Consider the following 17,500-nt stretch of genomic DNA (forward strand, 5'->3'; position numbering starts at 1 on the left):
GCGATGACGACATGCGCAAAAACAAGAGCGTAAAGCGCAGCAAGCGAATCCTAGAGATCGCGACGCGCTTTAGTGCAAGCCCGCTGCATCCCGCGGGACAAATCTCATCCGCGGGATGTCTCGTACTTCAAGAAGCGGCTGCATGATCCTTGCCGAGACCGGCTCCGGCCCAGGGCGTCATGCAGTGGCGCGGGCGCGGCAGGCCGCCTCCCGCGATTACTTCGGCTGCGGCACGATCCGGATATAGGGTTTTGGTGCGCGCCAGCCTTCCGGATACTTCTGCTTGGCTTCCTCGTCGCTGACCGAGCCGGCGATGATCACGTCTTCGCCGTTCTTCCAGTTCACCGGCGTTGCCACCTTGTGCTTGGCCGTCAGCTGCAGCGAATCGATCACCCGCAGCACCTCGTCGAAGTTGCGACCGGTGGTCATCGGATAGATCAGGATCAGCTTGACCTTCTTGTCCGGCCCGACGACGAAGACGTTGCGCACAGTCTGGTTATCGGCGGCGGTGCGCTGCGTCGGGTCGCCCGATACCGGCGCCGGCAGCATGCCGTAGAGCTTCGACACGTTGTAGTCGACGTCGGCGATCATCGGAAAGTTCGGCGTGGCTCCCTGCGTTTCCGCGATGTCGCTGACCCAGCCGGCGTGGCGGTCGAGCGGATCGACGGAGAGCCCGATGATCTTTACCCCGCGCCGGTCGAATTCCGGCTTGATCTTGGCCATGTAGCCAAGCTCGGTGGTGCAGACTGGCGTGAAATCCTTCGGATGCGAGAACAGCACGGCCCAGGAATCGCCGATCCAGTCGTGAAACTGGATCTTGCCTTCCGTGGTTTCCGCCTGGAAATCCGGTGCGATGTCGTTGATTGCAAGTGTCACGATAGACCCCATCATTTGAATATGCTGGCTTCAGCCATACAAGGCGGGAAGTGTGCCACTTTTGGTGCGATAGGCAACTTCTAAAGATGAGGTAGAGAGACGAGAGGCGGCCGCCTTGCCGCTGTGGTAATCTGCGTCATATCAGTCTGTGCTGATATGACCGATTGCGTGGGACCGTGTGCGGTCATCCGGCGAGGAGCAGACCTCGGAGCGATGCCTTGGCATCGGTTAAGGATTGCGACGCGGCCGGTGGTCGACAGGCGGCCCACCCGAAGGGCCGGACACTTTTGGCCCGCTGATGGCGTCGACAATCCTTACCGGACCGCTTGGGTCCGGCTCCGGTTGTCTTCTTGCCGGAGAACAAAATCGCTCCGGCGCAGGAGGTCAATATCGGTGCAGGTTGGTATCAGGTCGGAGCTGCCATGAGCGATACGCGAAAAATTGCGGCCATCCTTGTCGCCGACGTGGTCGGGTACAGCCGGCTCGCCGGCGCCGACGAGGAGCGTATCCTGGCGCGGCTGCGCACGCTGCGCAGCGACCTGATCGACCCCACCATCGCCGTCTACAACGGCCGCATCGTCAAGCGCACCGGCGATGGCAGCCTCATCGAGTTCCGCAGCGTCGTCGATGCCGTGCGCTGCGCCATCGAGGTGCAGAGCGCCATGCTGGAGCGCAACGCCGGCGTGCCCGAGGACCGGCGCATCGAGTTCCGCATTGGCATCCACCTCGGCGATGTCGTCGAGGAAAGCGACGGCGACCTGATGGGCGACGGCGTCAACATCGCCTCGCGGCTGGAAGGCATCGCCCGCCCCGGCGCGATCTGCCTTTCCGAGGATGCCTACCGTCAGGTCAAGGCGCGGCTGGACCTTACGGCAACCGACCTTGGTGCCACGCAGCTGAAGAACATCGTCGAGCCGATCCGGATCTACGCGCTGGAGATCGGCGTTGCCCGCGCGGCCAATGGCCCCGCCCCTGCCCCGACGCCGGCAAAGGCGCAGCCGCCGAGCCCGTACCGCCTGCCGGAAAAGCCTTCGATCGCCGTGCTCGCCTTCGACAACATGAGCGGCGATGCCGAGCAGGAATATTTCTCCGACGGTATCAGCGAGGACATCATCACCGACCTTTCCCGGCTGTCGGAGCTGCATGTCATCGCCCGCAACTCGTCCTTCGTCTACAAGAACGCGGCGGTGTCCGTGCCTGAGGTCGCCAAGGCGCTCGGCGTGCGCTACGTGCTCGAAGGCAGCGTGCGCAAGGCCGGCAACCGCGTGCGCGTCACCGCGCAATTGATCGACGCCAACGATGGCGGCCACGTCTGGGCCAATCGCTTCGACCGCGATCTCACCGATATCTTCGCGGTGCAGGACGAACTGACGCGGGAGATCGTCACTGCGCTGAAAGTCCAGTTGACCGGCGGCGACAAAAGCTCACTTGCCGGCGGCCGCCCGGTCGACGTCAAGGCCTACGAGCTGCTCTTGCGCGGCCGCGAGCAGGCGTCTGCGCACACGCTGCTCGCCAATGCTGCCGCACGCAGCCTCGCCGAAGCCGCTGTTGCCATCGACCCCGACTATGCCGCCGCCCATGCGCTCATCGCCTTCACCCATGTGCTCGACTATATCAACGACTGGAGCGCCGATCCCGAGCAGTCGCTGAGCACCGGCCGTGCGCTTGCCGAACGGGCAGTCGCGATGGCGGACGACCAGCCCGACTGCCACTGCGCGCTCAGCGTCGCCTGCATGTGGATGAGAGAGCTGGACCGGGCGCGGGACGAGGCGCATCTGGGGCTGGCGCTGGCGCCCAACTCGGTGCAGCTCCACATGGCGCTCGCCCATGCGCTGATCTTCTCCGGCGAACCGAAGGCAGCGCTCGACGAACTCGACATCTCCATGCGGCTCGACCCGCTCTATCCCGAAGTGCTTTTACAGTTCCTCGCCGACGCCCACTTTTCGCTCGGCGCTTACGAAACGGCGATCCTGGCGATCGAGGCCCGACTGATGCGAAACCCGCATTCGGAAACCGCCTTTGCCCTGCTCGCCTCCTGCCACGGCCATCTCGGCCATCTGGACCAAAGCCGCCAGGCCTGGAACCGCGCGCTGGAACTCAACCCCAATTTCTCCATCCCCCGCCGCCGCCGCGTCCTGCCCTTCCGCAACCCGGATGATTTTGAGCGTCGAGTGGAAGGGTTGCGCAAGGCGGGGCTGGTGGAGTGAGAGGCCGGGAAGCACTTTGCGTGCCTGGCTCGGCACATTCAAGACATACAGACTGTTTGCGAAAGTAGCGCAGCTAACCGTTCGGGTCACAACACGTGTGAAGGTCATCTCTGCAAGACATTGAACGACTGGATTGCGCCAAAGGTGGTCACAATGATCCGGATTGCGTTTGGTGGCCACATGGTTTCATGTGGCTCTTGCTCAATCTATCTCTTGACCTCGATTACAAGTGGATAGCCCTCGTCGTCCCACTCCAAAAAACCGCCGGCAAAATAGTAGATGTGCGTGTAACCCCAGGCGATCGCCTTGGCCGAAGCATAAGCGGCATAGGTGCAACTCTTGCCCTGACAATAGAAGGCGACCTCACCTTCCTTTCCCCCCACCATGGCAAGGCTTTCCTTTGATAGGCCGGTGACGAGGGATAGGTTGATGGCCTTGGGGATATGGCCATTGTCATAGTTAAGCGAAGCACGCACATCGATGAAGGGCACGCCGCGTGCGAGCAGCGCCTTTGCTTCCGTGACATCGATTTTTATGGTTCTGTCGACACTGAGTTCGCCCTTGGTCAGCGCCATAAACTTCACGTAGTCGTCAAGGGCGAGGTCTGTGCCAGCCCCCTCGGGCAATCCGGCCTTGCGGAGTCCCTCCTGCAGGCGCGTGATGTAAGGCCTATGGTAGCTGAATGCGCTACCATACCAATCATAAGCACTTTCCTGGACGGTGAGCGGATCGCCCAAGAAGGACATGGCCAGCGTGTTATACTGGTCGATCAGCGTCTGAATGCCGTCAGTGCGCCCGAGATGTCCGTAGCTTGCTATCAGGGTGGCGTAATCTGCCCGGAGATCGGACTTTTTGCCGATCACGCGTTCAAAGGTGTCGACGGCTTCGACATATTTTCCCTGGGAAAAGAACGAGACTGCGAGCATGCGCAGCGTTGCACGCGAGGGATGGGGATCGAACCTCATCGCCAGGCGGGCCTGCTGTTCCGCCTCAGTTGCGCGTCCCTTCGCGTTGAGAATCCGCGCCAGGCCGACATGGTTGTCAGGATCATTCGGCGCAAGCTTCATCGCCCGGTCGATGGCAGTGAATGCTTCGTCATAGCGACCCTGCTGCGCAAGCACCTGCGCCGATATCGCATAGGCAAGCGGCGTCGGCTTCTCCATAGCCTTTGCTAGATTTCTGATGAGGTTCTTTGAAGCGGTCTCCCGACGGTAAAAATCCCAGGACAAGATGCTCGTCCGCCAGTTTGCTGCTGCCAGTGACGCATAGGCGCGGCTATAGTTTGGATCGAGTACGATCGCCTTCTGGAAGAAGTCGGAGGCCGTGGCCGTTTCGGCCTCGCTGTCCCGGCGAAGATGATCCCAACCCCGCAACAGCGAATCGTAGGCTTGCGGATTCGTCGTTTCCGGCACCGCTGCCACGCTTCGCTCGGCACTCGTCAGCTTCACTGAAAGAGTTGAAACGATCTGTCCGATCACCCTGTCCTGCAGCCCGAACACGCCGCTCATTTCCCCATCATAGCGCTCGGCCCAGAGGTGATGTCCGTCGATCGCGTCAATCAACTGGGCATTGACACGAACATGGTTTCCCTCTCGACGTACGCTGCCCTCCAGGATGTAATGGACGCCCAGTTCCTCGGCCACCTGCTGAACTTTGGTGGGCTTGCCCTTGTAGGTGAAGGTCGAGTTGCGCGCGATAGATGCCAGACAGTTTTGAGAGTTCGGTGATCAAGTCGTCGGTCATCCCGTCGGCAAAATAGCTCTGCCCCGCATCAGAGCTGAGATTGTCGAATGGCAGGACGGCGATGGAGGGCGTTTGGGGTAGCGGAAAAGCCATCCGCGCAACGGACGCCGCGTCAGCACTTTCGCGCGTTTGGGCCAGCCAAACTGCTGGAACGCTTATCAGGAGCAGGAAGGCCAAAGCAGCCGGGATTCTCCAACGGCGAAAGCTTTTGAGGTTGAAGCGTCGCAGCCGAGTATTTCCCTCGAACCTCACCCGGTAGACACGGACGGGCCGCTGGATATTCTTCACATGCTGCTCGCCGATAAATTCCAGCGGCAATTCGAACTTGCCCTGCAAGTGATCGAAAGCAGTGCCAGATACGAAAAGTCCCCCTGGCTCACACATCTGCTCAAGGCGAGCCGCGACGTTGACGCCATCGCCCAGCAAATCATCCTCGTCGACAACCACATCTCCGAGATTGATGCCCATGCGGAGGAGAAGTCGACGCTGGACTGGGACATCCACTTGGCACGCAGCGACCTTACTTTGTGACGCGACTGCGCAAGCCACGGCGTCGACGACGGAGCCAAATTCCACGATCGCACCATCGCCCATGAGTTTCACGATGCGTCCGTGATAATCTTCCATAAAGGGATCGAAGATTTCGGAACGCCATGCCTTGATTGCAGCCAGGGTCCGGGCCTCGTCGGCTTCGATGAGTCGCGAATAACCGACAATGTCGACGGCAAGAATTGCCACCAGCCGCCGTTCTGCGCGAACTGCTTCCATAGCCACCTCTCCCAAAGGTGTAGAGAAGGCCTCGCTCTTGCGTTGGTCAGGGGCGGGAACTCTAGCTTCCGAAGCTACGCTTGTTTCCTCGCTCGTGCCAGATTTATTGCCTGACTCGGGACCTTGCCGGAATGGCCGCTTCGGGCCGATACTGTTGAAAAACTCGGTATTGCCGGTACTTGGGACGCGTGATTCAATCCTCTGAGTGATTTGCAGGGGATCAGGTGAATGATGGGATGTCAGGCGGCTCCGGCGCAGCTCTTCTACGACTTCTGCCTCAAAGATCACGTCCCTGCTGACCATCTGCTGCGCGGGATAGACCGCCATCTCGACCTCGACAGCGTGCGAGCACCGTTGAAGCCGTTCTACAGCAACACAGGTCGTCCTTCGGTTGCCCCTGAGCTGATGATGCGGATGCTGATCATCGGCTATTCGATGGGTATCCGCTCGGAACGGCGACTTTGCGAGGAAGTCCACCTCAACCTTGCCTATCGTTGGTTCTGCCGCCTCGGACTGGACGGCAAGGTACCGGATCACTCCAGCTTCTCGAAGAACCGTCATGGCCGGTTCCGGCAAAGCGACATCCTGCGGCACCTATTCGAGACGGTGGTGGAACGCTGTCTTGCCCAGGGACTGGTGGGCGCGGAAGGGTTTGCCGTCGATGCCTGATCGCCGCAGACGCCAACAAGCAGCGTTCTGTGCCTGGTGCGGAGTGGGAAGTCAAAGACGATGCCAGCCGCTCGGTCCAGGAATACCTTGCAGTTCTTGATGATGCCGCTTTCGGTGCGGCATCGCCGGTGACGCCGAAGTTCATCTCGCCTTCCGATCCAGCAGCGCAGTGGACGGGTGCCCACAAAGGCCATGCCTTCTTCGCCTACGCCACCAACTATCTGATCGATACCGATCATGGCGTCATTCTGGACGTGGAGGCGACACGTGCGATCCGCCAGGCAGAGGTCGGAGCATCCCGCACAATGCTCGACAGGACCGAGAACCGCTTCGGCTTGAAGCCAGACTATCTGGCAGCCGATAGCGCTTATGGTTCTGCCGACAATCTGGCCTGGCTGGTCAAGGAGAAGAAGATCGCGCCGCACATTCCTGTCTTCGACAAATCGAACCGGACGGACGGGACCTTCTCGCGTTCGGACTTCACCTGGGAGGCCGAGAATGATCGCTACGTCTGCCCTGCGGGAAAGGAATTGAAGCAGTTCCATCGAACCTATGCAACGCCCAGATCAGGGATCACGAGCGAAGGAACACGACTCTATCGCGCCAGCAAAAAGAACTGCGACCCGTGCGAATTAAAGCTTCGCTGCTGCCCGAACATGCCTATGCGCAAGGTGCCGCGTGATCTCAACGAGGATGCCCGCGATGTTGCCCGAGCTATTGCCACCACACCTGAATACGTGCAGTCCGACATCGTCGCAAGAAGGTAGAAATGCTCTTTGCCCACCTCAAGCGCATTCTGCGGATGGCGCGTTTGAGGCTAAGAGGACCGTGCGGTGCGCGAGACGAATTCTTGCTGGCAGCAACCGCCCAAAACCTCAGGAGGCTCGCGAAACTCAGGCCGCAAAGGTCGCTATACCGCGCCATCGCCGCATGAGCGCGGCATACATCGATACCTTGCGCTAAGGCGCAGGGCAGATAACCGATGACCCCGCGCCCAAAAGACCAAATCGGGCGGATGGGCGGAAATCCATCGAGTTTTTCAACGAAATCGGCCGACTGCGGACGTAATGATTGCAAAGCGCCAGAAAGAAAGCCAGTCCGGCAAAGACGACGACAGGCAGATACTGCGGCCGCTTCGCGAATAGGTTGGTGCCATCAGCCGGCTGCGGGCGGGAACTCTCTCCCCACATAAGCCGTATCCCGCATGCCGGACACAGAGAGTGCTTGGCCGTTTCTGGTCACTTCGGCCAAGTCCGACGAGTGGTGCAGCGCTTCCTCAACAAGCCCATGGCAGCAAGTGGTCGGACTGCACCACAATCGTCACTCGATGGCTCACGCCACCTGAGCAGCCGTCGCTTGCCCTTGCGCGACAGAGACAGCCTCCGTTACCGCCAGTTCCGCCATCGCCAGCGCTGCCTCGCGGGTTTTGGCGGCGGCGATGAAGCGGCCGTTGTGGCAGAAGGTGGCGCCCGCAACGCCGCAGGCGGCCTCGAGGTCGGCGTTGGTGAGGCCGGCCCAGGCGGCCGGCAGGTCGGCGCGCAGCTCGAAGCCCTCGTCGGCGCGGCGGATGCCGGTCAGGCACCAGTCCTTGTCGCGCGGGTGGACGACAAACAGCAGGTGATCGGCGCCTGCCTTGACGATGGCGGGACGGAACGGCATGCCCATCGGCAGCTCCAGCACACGGGCCTCGCCGGTATCGACGATCGCCTGGTGCACGACGGCTTCCGCACGCAGTTTTGCGGCGCTACGGCCGATGCTGGCCTCGACGAAACTGCGGGCGATGGCGAGGGCTGAATGGAAGGCGCGATCATCGGCGCCGGGATCGGTCTCGTCGAAAACCGGTTTCAGGGTTTCGAGCAGCGCCGGCAGCGTCAGTCCGGCGAGCGGCCCGGCAACGGAGGGGCTGAGCGCGCCATTGTCCACCAGATCGATTGGCAGCACGAAGCTCTTGTCGAAGGAGGCGTGCACCGCCTCGACATGCGCTTCCGGGACACCGGAGGCGGCGAGATAATCGCGGCCATAATGCTTCCAGATCAGGCCGAACGAGCTGTAGGGCTGGCCATCATCGCGCAGCGGTGCGCCGCGCTGGTGATGGTCGAAGATCCTGGTTTCAGCGTCATAGGCGCCGCCGACGTCGTAGATGATGCGGTCGGTGCCGGGTGTGATCCACTCCGGCGCCCGGCTGCGCACGATCTTCGCCTCAGGGAACAGCCGGGTCAGGATGACGCTCGACATGAGCTCATCGGCATGGAAGCCACCGGAATGGGTGACGAGGAATTCTGGGCTCATGCCGGGATACGCCTTGTGGTTTTCTGAAGAAAGTTCGCCCGAGGGGCGTTTGCGATGGCACCAGATAGCCTTTGCCAGACGCCATCTCAACCCTCTGATCGCTTATTCCGGGGTTCGCGCCCTCATCCGGCACGGCCTTGCGTTTCAGACGGAGGTGCTTTCGGTTCCGGCCCGGAACACCAAGCGGCGGCCCGATCCGGAGGATTTCGCCGCACGCGGATAGGCCGCCGTCAACCCACAACGGATCTGCCGCCGGGGCGCAGCCCCGCGCCGTTGCCCCGCTATGCGGGACGATGGATGGGAACCACGCGGCGCGGACAGAAGACCTGTGCCTCTTATCGCTCGCCGGCCACTTTCCGTTTCACCCCCTGCCCGAGATCGAGCGACCAGGTCTGGCCCACCAGGTCCTTGCCGAAGGAATGGTGCGGCGCCTCCTCGGTGAGCGTGAAGCCGGCGCGCTCGTAGATGCGCCGGGCCGAGGTCAGCACGCTGTTGGTCCACAGCACCAGCGTGTGATAGCCGACAGTGCGGGCGCGCTCGATGCAGGCGGCAACCAGCGCCGCCCCGACGCCGCGTCCGCGCGCATCCGGCTCGACATAGAGCAGCCGCAGCTTGGCCACATCAGGCTTGTCGCCGGCCACGAGGAAGATCGAGCCGACGACGCGGCCGTCGATTTCGGCGATCCAGGCGGCCTCGCGGGCCGGGTCGAAGGATTTTACGAAATCCGCGAGGATGCCCGCAGCCAGCGCCTCATACTCCTGGTTCCAGCCATATTCCTGAACATACAGCACGGTCTGGCGATGGATGATCCAGCCGAGATCGCCCGGCTTCAGATCGCGCAGCATTAAGTCCCCGCCTGCCTTGTCCTCAAGGATCTCGCTGATGGTGCTGGTGGCCGCGATCAACCGCTTGCGCTCGGTCGATGGCAATGTATCCAGCAGCTTGCCGATCGCCTCGCGGGTGTTCTGCTCCAGGGCGGTGAACGCCTTGCGCCCGGCAGGGGTGAGCGAAATCGGCTGGCGGCGGCCACCCTCCGGATGGTCCGACTTCTCGACCAGCCCGCGATCGGAGAACCGCTTTAGCGTGCGGCTGAGCTGGGCACGGTCGACTTGAAGCGTCCGCATCAGCTCGGCCGCCGTCGTCTCTTGCCGATGGGCAAGCTCGTAGAGGATACGCGCTTCGGTGAGCGTGAACGGGCTCTGGTCGAGATGGGCGTTCAACAGGCCCAGACGGTTGGTGTAGAGACGGTTGAAGGCGCGCAGCGCCGCCACATCAGGGTGATCGTTGGTGAGTGCCATGGGAAATGATCCAGCATGAGTTGACTCAATCAACAACGGTTTGTTGATTGAGTCAACATAAAATGGCAATCGGTCGAGGCGTATTAGTTCCTGGCCCCGAGCGCCAGCCGGCAGGCAAGGCCAGCAAAGACGGTGGCGAGCAGATATTGCGGCAGCTTCTTGAAGCGGGTGGGCGACGTGAACCGGCTGCGGATCCGGCCGCCAAGCAGGATCACCGCGCCATTGACGAGAAAGCCGATGCCGTTCAGCACCGTCGCCAGCACCAGCGTCTGCACGATCATCGCGCCGTTTTCGGGCCGAATGAACTGCGGAAACAGCGCCAGCACGAACAGCGCCATCTTCGGGTTGAGCAGGTTGGTGAGCAACCCCTCGCCAAAAATCCGCCGGAGTGACAGCCGCTTCAGCGACGCGGACGGCGAAAAGTCGATCGCCTGCGAGCGCAGGGTCTTGAAGGCGAGATAGAGCAGATAGGCGCAGCCGACCCAGCGCACGATCTCATAGGCGATCGGCACGGTGGCGATCAGCTGCGACAGTCCGAGGGCGGCGGCAAGCGCATGGCAATAGGTGCCGAGCGCGATTCCGGCATAGGTGAGGAACCCCGCCCCCTGCCCCTGGCTGACGCTGCGTGAAGCGATCAGCAGCATATCGGGACCGGGCGTGGCGGTTAGCACCAGCGACGCGGCGGCAAAAAGTGCAAGTGTGGAAAAATCCGGCATGACATCTTCCTTTGAGGTGGCCGGAATTTCGGTTTAGCCGGATTCGTGGGAATGGCAAGGCCGGCGTGAAAGCCGCCTTACGGCCTGTGGGGATGCGGGGTCGGCAAAAGCGGGTGCATCATGCGGTTGCGAGCTCAAGTGCCAGCATTGTGGAATATCGGGCGCAAGGCTGATGATCGCCGTTCGCCCATCACTTGGACGCTTGCTTGCCGCGCGAAGAACCAATGCGGATTTCGGCATTCGACAACAAGACAGATCCAAGTTGTATTCGACATGATTTGACCGTAGGAGACGTTGTCATATTGTAATCAGGGGTTGAAACTTAATGACCATTTCATTCAAGCGATTGCTCGCAGCCACGCTGATCGGCTTTACCCTCATGCCGGGTCTGGCCCACGCGGAATCCTTGGCCCAGCTCGAAAAGCAGGGCTATAAGGTCAGCAAACTCACCAAGAACAAGGCCGGCCTGCATGGCTGGGTCGCATCGAACGGCGACAAGCGCTTCTTCTGCCGCATGAATGTCAGCATAGCCGTTGTCAGCAAGAAAGAGCTGGTCAGCATCACCTCGGCCGGTAACCTGGTCAAGCTGAACCGCGCCACCTTCGAAGCGACATTGGGTGGGCCTGATCCGTCCCTGCCCCTCTGGAGCGACCTTCAGGCCGGCCGCGTCAAGGCGCCTCACGTCAAGGGCTGCACGCCCCTTCGCTGACCGACACGGGGCAGGCCTGCTCCCTGCTCTGGGCGCGGGTCTGCTGCAGGATTGCCCGGCAGTACCCTCCGCAGACAGTGACGACGCAAAGCCAGCCACCGGCGATGTTCCTTTCACCGCAAAAGTCATGCCCGCACCAGTTTTTTTGAGCGGGCACACCCGTCGCCTCAGGCACTATATCATAAGGTTTCCAAACGATTTTTCATTGCGGCAGACGCTTGCCTGCCAACGGGCCCAGCGGCTCTGTCCACTCAAAAATGCCGGGACCAGCTTGCCTTGGCGATCGCCCTGACTATATTAGCGAGGCCTGAACGCCTCTCATTATTCGAGTCGCACGATATTTTCGGGCCCCCTTCACCCGACGAAACTCCTTGTCGGTGGACGAACGAAGGAGACACTTCATGTCCTTTAAGAAAAATCTGAATAAGGCTTCCGACGCCACTGTTTCGCGTGTCAGCATCGGAGCCGCTGTAAAGCGTTCGCGTGAATCCCACGGCTACACCGTCGATGATATGTCGGTAACCACAGGCCTGACGGAAACGGAAATCTCCAAGGTCGAACTTGGTGCCGATACCGATCCCGTCAAGCTGCAGCGCATCGCTGCCGCCCTGCAAGTCTCGCCTACCACCTTCACCGCCACACACTAACGGCGGTGCCGGGCACATAGTGTCCGGGCCGGGCACATGCCCACCCCGAAATGCGACCTACGATAGACCATTCTCTTGCAGCAAGGCTCAACCGCCGCTGCTTCAAGCCGAGAGTCTGGACTGAAATCTGGCCCAGCGGCCATTGGCTCAAAAAGGGAAAGCCGGGGTTTTCGCCCCGGCTTCCTTCGTTTTTGGAAAGCTCTTCCGCAAAGACGTTCATTGCCGCAACGGACCCACCGTCATGCTCACCGCAATGTTTTGCCTCCCGTGACGTCGATCAGTGCTCTCCTCACCGTCCCGGTGAACGGACAAGGCGATTGGATCCCTGGGAGAAAAACGTGGAAACCGGATAAGGCAATGCGAGTGGCGGCATCTCGTCCGGCCCGAAATATCGAAGCGATCTTGTCTCGCTGTCTGTCCACTCCCCGCAGTCGTCAACGATCCGGCACCCGAACAGTGTGACGATGTATTCGACGTGATCGCCATTCGGATAGGTGTAGCGAAATTCCCGCCCACCGAAGACGCCGAGAATGGTTGCAGGCACAACCGTAAGGCCGGTCTCCTCCACCACCTCGCGAATGACGGCCTCCTGCGGCGTTTCGCCGGGCTCGATAGCGCCGGCAGGCAGGCTCCACCCCTCGCCCGAAGATTTCTCCTGCAGCAGCAGATTGCCCGCGTGGTCATGGATGACGGCGGCGACGGAGGGAAGCAGGAGCAAGCGGTTTCCGATCAAACCGCGCAGTTCCGCCAGATACGATCTCATCGGGCTCATCGGGGCGCTTTCCATGAGGTAGCGGGCCAATGTCGAACACCGGGACGAATTAGGCAAGTGCCTCCATGAGGCGTGGTCGCGCCCGACGTCGATCCTGGCATCCGTTTCCTCGACAGCACGCCGCGCAATGGTCGAGCCCGCCTGCGGCGGCGCGGCGACGATCGCTTGCTGCAGCAACGAAAAAAGCCGGAGCATGCGCCCCGGCCTTTCCTATGCATTTGATCGCTAAAACTTAGTTCTTCGCCTTGTCGACCAGCTTGTTCTTGCCGATCCACGGCATCATGCCGCGCAGCTTGGCGCCGACTTCTTCGATCTGGTGGTTGTCGTTGACCCGGCGGATGCCCTTGAAGCGGGCCGCACCCGACTTGTATTCCTGCATCCATTCCGAGGTGAACTTGCCGGTCTGGATGTCGGTGAGAACGCGCTTCATCTCGGCCTTGGTTTCTGCCGTGATGATCCGCGGGCCGGTGACGTATTCGCCCCACTCTGCCGTGTTCGAGATCGAGTAGTTCATGTTGGCGATGCCGCCTTCATAGATCAGGTCGACGATCAGCTTGACTTCGTGCAGGCACTCGAAATAGGCCATTTCCGGCGCGTAGCCGCCTTCGACCAGCGTTTCGAAGCCGGCGCGGATGAGCTCGACGAGACCGCCGCACAGAACTGCCTGTTCGCCGAAGAGGTCGGTTTCGCACTCTTCCTTGAAGTTGGTTTCGATGATGCCCGAACGGCCGCCGCCGACGCCGCAGGCGTAGGAGAGCGCGAGGTCAAGGGCGTTGCCCGAAGCGTCCTGGTGAACGGCAACGAGGCAGGGAACGCCGCCGCCCTTCTGGTATTCGCCGCGAACCGTGTGGCCCGGGCCCTTCGGTGCGATCATGACGACGTCGAGCGTCGCCTTCGGCTCGATCAGGCCGAAGTGAACGTTGAGGCCGTGTGCGAATGCGATGGCAGCACCGTCACGGATGTTGCCGGCGATGTCAGCCGTGTAGATTTCGGCCTGCAGTTCGTCCGGCGTTGCCATCATGATCAGGTCGGCCCACTTGGCAGCTTCGGCGACCGAAAGAACCTGGAGGCCATCGGCCTCGACCTTGGCAGCCGTTGGCGAACCCGGCTTCAGCGCGACGCGGATTTCCTTGGCGCCGGAATCCTTCAGGTTCAGCGCGTGGGCGCGGCCCTGGCTGCCGTAGCCGACGATGGCGACCTTCTTGGACTTGATGAGGTTGATGTCGGCATCACGATCGTAATAGACGCGCATTTGAATGGTCCTTCCCGTTGCTATCAGTTGTATTTCCGCTGCACGATGCCTGAACCGGGATCGATCCAGGCGCCATGCAGCAATTCCGTTTCTGCAGCGGCCTTTGCGCGTCTTCAACACGCGGCGCTGCAATTCAGTTCTGCAGCGGCCTTTGCGTGTCTTCGACACGCGCCGCTGCAGGCGGAGATCTCCCCCGCCGTTAAACCTTCCGGCCGTAGAGCGTGAGAAAGGCGCTGACCGCCTGCTCCGCCTTGCGGCCGAAACTCTTTTTCATCTCGCCGGCCTCTTCGCCGAGCAGCATCTTCAGGTGCCAGTCGGAAACGACCAGCCCGTAAAGCGCGCCATAGGCTTCGTCGGCATCGTCAAACGCGAGCAGCCCCGCCTTGCGGCCGGCCTCCAGCAGAGCGGCAGCACGCCGCCCGATCTGCCGGCGTCCGCGCTCCTGCAGCATGTGGCCGAGCTTGGAGCCTTCGCGGCTCGCCTGGCCGATCGCCAGCCGGTTCAGCGCCAGCGACACGTCGCCGGCAAGAACCTCGAGCAGATCCTTGGCGAAGACAACCAGATGCCGGCTCAGGCTTTCGGCGTCGAGCGCGCTCGCGGCGACATCCAGCGTGCGCACCTTGCTCGCCTGGAAACCGATCATCGCCGATAACAGCCCGTCGCGATCGCCGAACCACTTGTAGAGGCTTTCCTTCGAACAGTTGGCAGCCCGCGCGACACCGGCGGTCGTCAGCGCCTTCTCGCCGCCGTCAACAAGCAGACGCAACGCCTCTTCGAGGACGACACCCTGACGCTCGGTCAGGCCGCTCCCGGCATTCGCCTCTTTTGTCGCAGCAACGCTTTGCACCTGGCTCCACCCATTTGAGTACCGTACGGTACGGTTCGCAGTGTTCTAATCAAGCGCGACGGAAGCGTCAAGGCGATTTTGTCGAGTGGGCGAAATTTCGACAGCGGCAGCGGATGTGGATCCTCATGGGCTGAGGATGCAAAACTGGAAGAGCTCGACGCCCCGCGGGATAGAAGGATGTCGTCGTGATCTTGTGCTTAACCAACGCTCCGAGTTTCAGGGACACCCGCTATTTCCGGCACGACAGCGACGCAATCTCTGCATGCCGCTGCGCGCTTGCCGGCGTTGGTGCGATGGCAACCATGCGCCACCAGCAGACATTCAGGTCCTCGCTTATCTTCGACTGGCTCGGGCCGTTGAACGAACCCGCTGCGCGGGAGGGCGTCTGCGGTTGAGGTAGAGGGCACAGGCTGAAGGTTGCGCCTGGATTGAACGTCGTCCGGCAAGGGCGGAGCATGACGAGCTTCTTCAACAAGGGAGCCTGACCATGCAGTACCCCCATCTCGACACGCCCGTCAGCCCGCTGCGCCAGCGGTTGATCGACGACATGAACATGCGACGTTTCTCACGCGAAACGCAGCGCAACTATCTCCGCGACATCGGTCGCCTGGCAACCTTCCTCGGGCGTTCACCAGACACGGCGACCGCCGACGACCTGCGCCGGTTCCAAATCGAGCAGCAGGAGGATGGCGTTCCCGTTCCGACGATGAACAGCATCGTGTCGGCGCTACGGTTCTTCTTCACCCAGACCCTCGACCGCCCGGACCTGGCGCGCAGGCTCGTCCGGCTGGCGCATCCTCGGAACCTGCCTGTGGTGCTGAGCCGCGACGAGGTTGCCCGGTTACTCAATGCCACCACCTGCCTCAAGCACCAGGCAGCATTGTCGGTCGCCTATGGCGCCGGCCTACGTGTTGCGGAGGTCTCCATGCTGAAGGTCGCCGACGTCGACAGCGAGCGGATGCTGCTGCGCGTCGAACGTGGCAAAGGCGGGCGCTATCGCAATGCCATGCTTTCGGAGGGCCTGCTCACCCTGCTGCGCCAGTGGTGGAAGGTGGGGCGGCAGCAGGGTGTGATGCATCGCGACGGCTGGTTATTCCCTGGCCAACACGCAATGAAGCCGATCAGCACGCGGCAGCTCTATCGCATCGTCGTTGAGGCGGCCCAGGCCGCCGACATCGCCAAGCGGGTCGGGCCGCATACGCTGCGCCACAGCTTCGCCACCCACCTGCTGGAGGACGGCACGGACATTCGGATCATCCAGGTCCTGCTCGGGCACGCAAAACTCAACAACACCGCCCTCTACGCCAAGGTGGCGACCAGGACGGTCCGCACAGTTACGAGTCCGCTCGACAAACTCGGCCTGTTCAAGCCGGAAGAAGCCTTCCCCGACGGTTGAGCCTTGCGTGCCTCGATCGAGGTCGCCGACATCTTCCGTGTTGCCGGGGCAGCGTACCGGCGCGCGCATGCAGGACATCTGAGCCTGCCGCAACTGAAGGTGATGTCGGCGATCGAGAACTGCCGCACTGCGGCCCTCGGCGGTCACGTCGAGGCCTGCGAGGACTGCGGCCAGTGGCGGATCGCCTACAACTCCTGCCGCAATCGGCATTGCCCAAAGTGCCAGGGCGCAGCGGCACGGACATGGCTTGCCGAACGCGAGGCTGATCTGCTTCCAGTCGGCTACTTCCACGTCGTGTTCACCCTGCCGGCCGAGGTCGCCGACATAGCGTTCCAGAACAAGGCGCTTGTCTATGACCTGCTGTTCAAGGCGGCGTCGGAGGCGATGCTGACCATCGCGGCCGATCGCAAGCACCTCGGCGCGCGCATCGGCATCACCGCCGTGCTCCACACCTGGGGATCGGCGATGACGCACCATCCGCATGTGCACATGATCGTTCCGGGCGGCGGCATCACGCCAGACGGAAGCCGATGGATATTATCGCGCCCGGCCTTCCTGCTTCCGGTACGCGTACTCAGCAAACTGTTTCGACGACTGTTCCTCCCCGGCTGGTCGCTCTGCACGACGCCGGGCGGCTCAGATTTTTTGGCGCACTTGCTCATCTCGCCGAGCGGCAGGCATTCTTGCGGCAAAAGAAACGCTGGGTGGTCTATGCGAAGGCGCCGTTCGCGGGTCCTGAGGCCGTCCTTGCCTATCTGTCGCGCTATACCCACCGGGTGGCAATCTCGAACCGCCGCCTGATCACCTTCGACGAAACTGGCGTCACCTTCCGCTACAAGGACTACCGCCGCGGCTGCGCGGACCGGCAGCAGATCATGACGCTCGCGGTCGATGAGTTCATCCGCCGCTTCCTGCTCCATGTCTTGCCGCGTGGCTTCCATCGTATCCGGCACTACGGCCTGCTCGCCGGCTCAGCCCGCAAGACCAGCCTCGCGCTCGCACGCGAACTCCTGCACGTCGCCGCACCAGCCGACAACGGCACACCAGGCGAACCGGATGACTTCCGCCCGCCATGCCCCTGCTGCGGCGGACGAATGATCGTCATCGAGGTGTTTGAACGCTGGAGGCAGCCGCGCGGGCCGCCGGATGCGCCGGCGACGAACCGGGAGACAGCTTCATGACCCGGCATGGCATGGTCAAGACTTCAGTCGCAGGCGCCCCGCCTCCGGCAACCGACCCGCACGCGTCCTTGGTGATCATCGCCGCCGACAGGGTCGCGGCGAGCCTCGGCCAGGCCCGGAAAGCAACGCG

At 62.0% G+C, this 17,500-nt stretch carries 13 protein-coding genes and 2 pseudogenes; 6 read left to right on the top strand and 9 right to left on the bottom strand.

The window, feature by feature from the left end; translation table 11 throughout:
- Positions 1–216 precede the first annotated feature (216 nt).
- Positions 217–876 carry a peroxiredoxin gene (locus J3R84_RS09915; protein WP_025427578.1) on the bottom strand — a complete coding sequence of 220 codons (660 nt, stop codon included), beginning with the start codon at positions 874–876 and terminating at the stop codon, positions 217–219.
- Positions 877–1,298: 422 nt separating this feature from the next.
- On the opposite strand from J3R84_RS09915, the gene J3R84_RS09920 reads away from it, so the two are divergent.
- Entirely contained in the window at positions 1,299–3,083 is a 1,785-nt protein-coding gene (locus J3R84_RS09920; RefSeq protein WP_057206253.1) for an adenylate/guanylate cyclase domain-containing protein, read from the top strand.
- Between the two features lie 206 nt (positions 3,084–3,289).
- Here J3R84_RS09920 and J3R84_RS38720 read toward each other — a convergent pair whose 3' ends face one another.
- Both J3R84_RS38720 and J3R84_RS38725 read right to left on the bottom strand, forming a co-directional pair.
- Positions 3,290–4,726: a rhodanese-like domain-containing protein gene (locus J3R84_RS38720; RefSeq protein WP_309239110.1), complete on the bottom strand. Its 1,437-nt coding sequence runs from the start codon at positions 4,724–4,726 to the stop codon at positions 3,290–3,292.
- Positions 4,638–5,594 carry an adenylate/guanylate cyclase domain-containing protein gene (locus tag J3R84_RS38725; RefSeq protein WP_309239111.1) on the bottom strand — a complete coding sequence of 319 codons (957 nt, stop codon included), beginning with the start codon at positions 5,592–5,594 and terminating at the stop codon, positions 4,638–4,640. Before J3R84_RS38725 ends, J3R84_RS38720 begins: the two co-directional genes overlap by 89 nt.
- Positions 5,595–5,822: 228 nt before the next feature.
- On the opposite strand from J3R84_RS38725, the pseudogene J3R84_RS09930 reads away from it, so the two are divergent.
- Positions 5,823–7,197: pseudogene (locus J3R84_RS09930) on the top strand (transposase).
- A 398-nt stretch (positions 7,198–7,595) separates the two neighbouring features.
- Here the strand turns inward: J3R84_RS09930 and J3R84_RS09935 are convergent.
- From J3R84_RS09935 to J3R84_RS09945, 3 genes are all read right to left on the bottom strand, one after another.
- The gene (locus J3R84_RS09935) at positions 7,596–8,552 is read right to left on the bottom strand and encodes an MYG1 family protein (protein ID WP_025427581.1); all 957 of its coding nucleotides are present in this window, start codon (positions 8,550–8,552) and stop codon (positions 7,596–7,598) included.
- A gap of 335 nt (positions 8,553–8,887) precedes the next feature.
- Complete coding sequence (locus J3R84_RS09940; RefSeq protein ID WP_025427583.1) at positions 8,888–9,850, bottom strand: bifunctional helix-turn-helix transcriptional regulator/GNAT family N-acetyltransferase; 963 nt, start codon at positions 9,848–9,850, stop codon at positions 8,888–8,890.
- Between the two features lie 83 nt (positions 9,851–9,933).
- Positions 9,934–10,566, bottom strand: a complete 633-nt coding sequence (locus J3R84_RS09945) for a LysE family translocator (RefSeq protein WP_025427584.1) — start codon at positions 10,564–10,566, stop codon at positions 9,934–9,936.
- 325 nt (positions 10,567–10,891) lie between these two features.
- Here J3R84_RS09945 and J3R84_RS09950 point away from each other — a divergent pair, with 325 nt between their 5' ends.
- Both J3R84_RS09950 and J3R84_RS09955 read left to right on the top strand, forming a co-directional pair.
- Positions 10,892–11,275, top strand: coding sequence for a hypothetical protein (locus J3R84_RS09950; RefSeq protein WP_025427585.1), 384 nt, complete (start codon positions 10,892–10,894; stop codon positions 11,273–11,275).
- Positions 11,276–11,676: 401 nt separating this feature from the next.
- Positions 11,677–11,922, top strand: a complete 246-nt coding sequence (locus J3R84_RS09955; RefSeq protein WP_025427586.1) for a helix-turn-helix domain-containing protein — start codon at positions 11,677–11,679, stop codon at positions 11,920–11,922.
- A gap of 289 nt (positions 11,923–12,211) precedes the next feature.
- Here the strand turns inward: J3R84_RS09955 and J3R84_RS09960 are convergent, their stop codons facing one another.
- The 3 genes from J3R84_RS09960 to J3R84_RS09970 form a co-directional block, all read right to left on the bottom strand.
- On the bottom strand, positions 12,212–12,889 hold the full coding sequence (locus J3R84_RS09960) for an NUDIX domain-containing protein (protein ID WP_225906316.1): 678 nt from the start codon (positions 12,887–12,889) through the stop codon (positions 12,212–12,214).
- A gap of 37 nt (positions 12,890–12,926) precedes the next feature.
- Positions 12,927–13,946 carry a ketol-acid reductoisomerase gene (ilvC, locus tag J3R84_RS09965; protein WP_025427588.1) on the bottom strand — a complete coding sequence of 340 codons (1,020 nt, stop codon included), beginning with the start codon at positions 13,944–13,946 and terminating at the stop codon, positions 12,927–12,929.
- A gap of 199 nt (positions 13,947–14,145) precedes the next feature.
- On the bottom strand, positions 14,146–14,793 hold the full coding sequence (locus J3R84_RS09970) for a TetR/AcrR family transcriptional regulator C-terminal domain-containing protein (protein ID WP_025427589.1): 648 nt from the start codon (positions 14,791–14,793) through the stop codon (positions 14,146–14,148).
- A gap of 487 nt (positions 14,794–15,280) precedes the next feature.
- On the opposite strand from J3R84_RS09970, the gene J3R84_RS09975 reads away from it, so the two are divergent.
- The gene (locus J3R84_RS09975; protein ID WP_025427591.1) at positions 15,281–16,189 is read left to right on the top strand and encodes a tyrosine-type recombinase/integrase; all 909 of its coding nucleotides are present in this window, start codon (positions 15,281–15,283) and stop codon (positions 16,187–16,189) included.
- Positions 16,190–16,192: 3 nt separating this feature from the next.
- Positions 16,193–17,370, top strand: a pseudogene (locus tag J3R84_RS09980) (IS91 family transposase).
- The last annotated feature ends 130 nt before the right edge of the window (positions 17,371–17,500 follow it).

Source organism: Ensifer canadensis (genome assembly GCF_017488845.2).
Classification (GTDB): domain Bacteria; phylum Pseudomonadota; class Alphaproteobacteria; order Rhizobiales; family Rhizobiaceae; genus Ensifer; species Ensifer canadensis.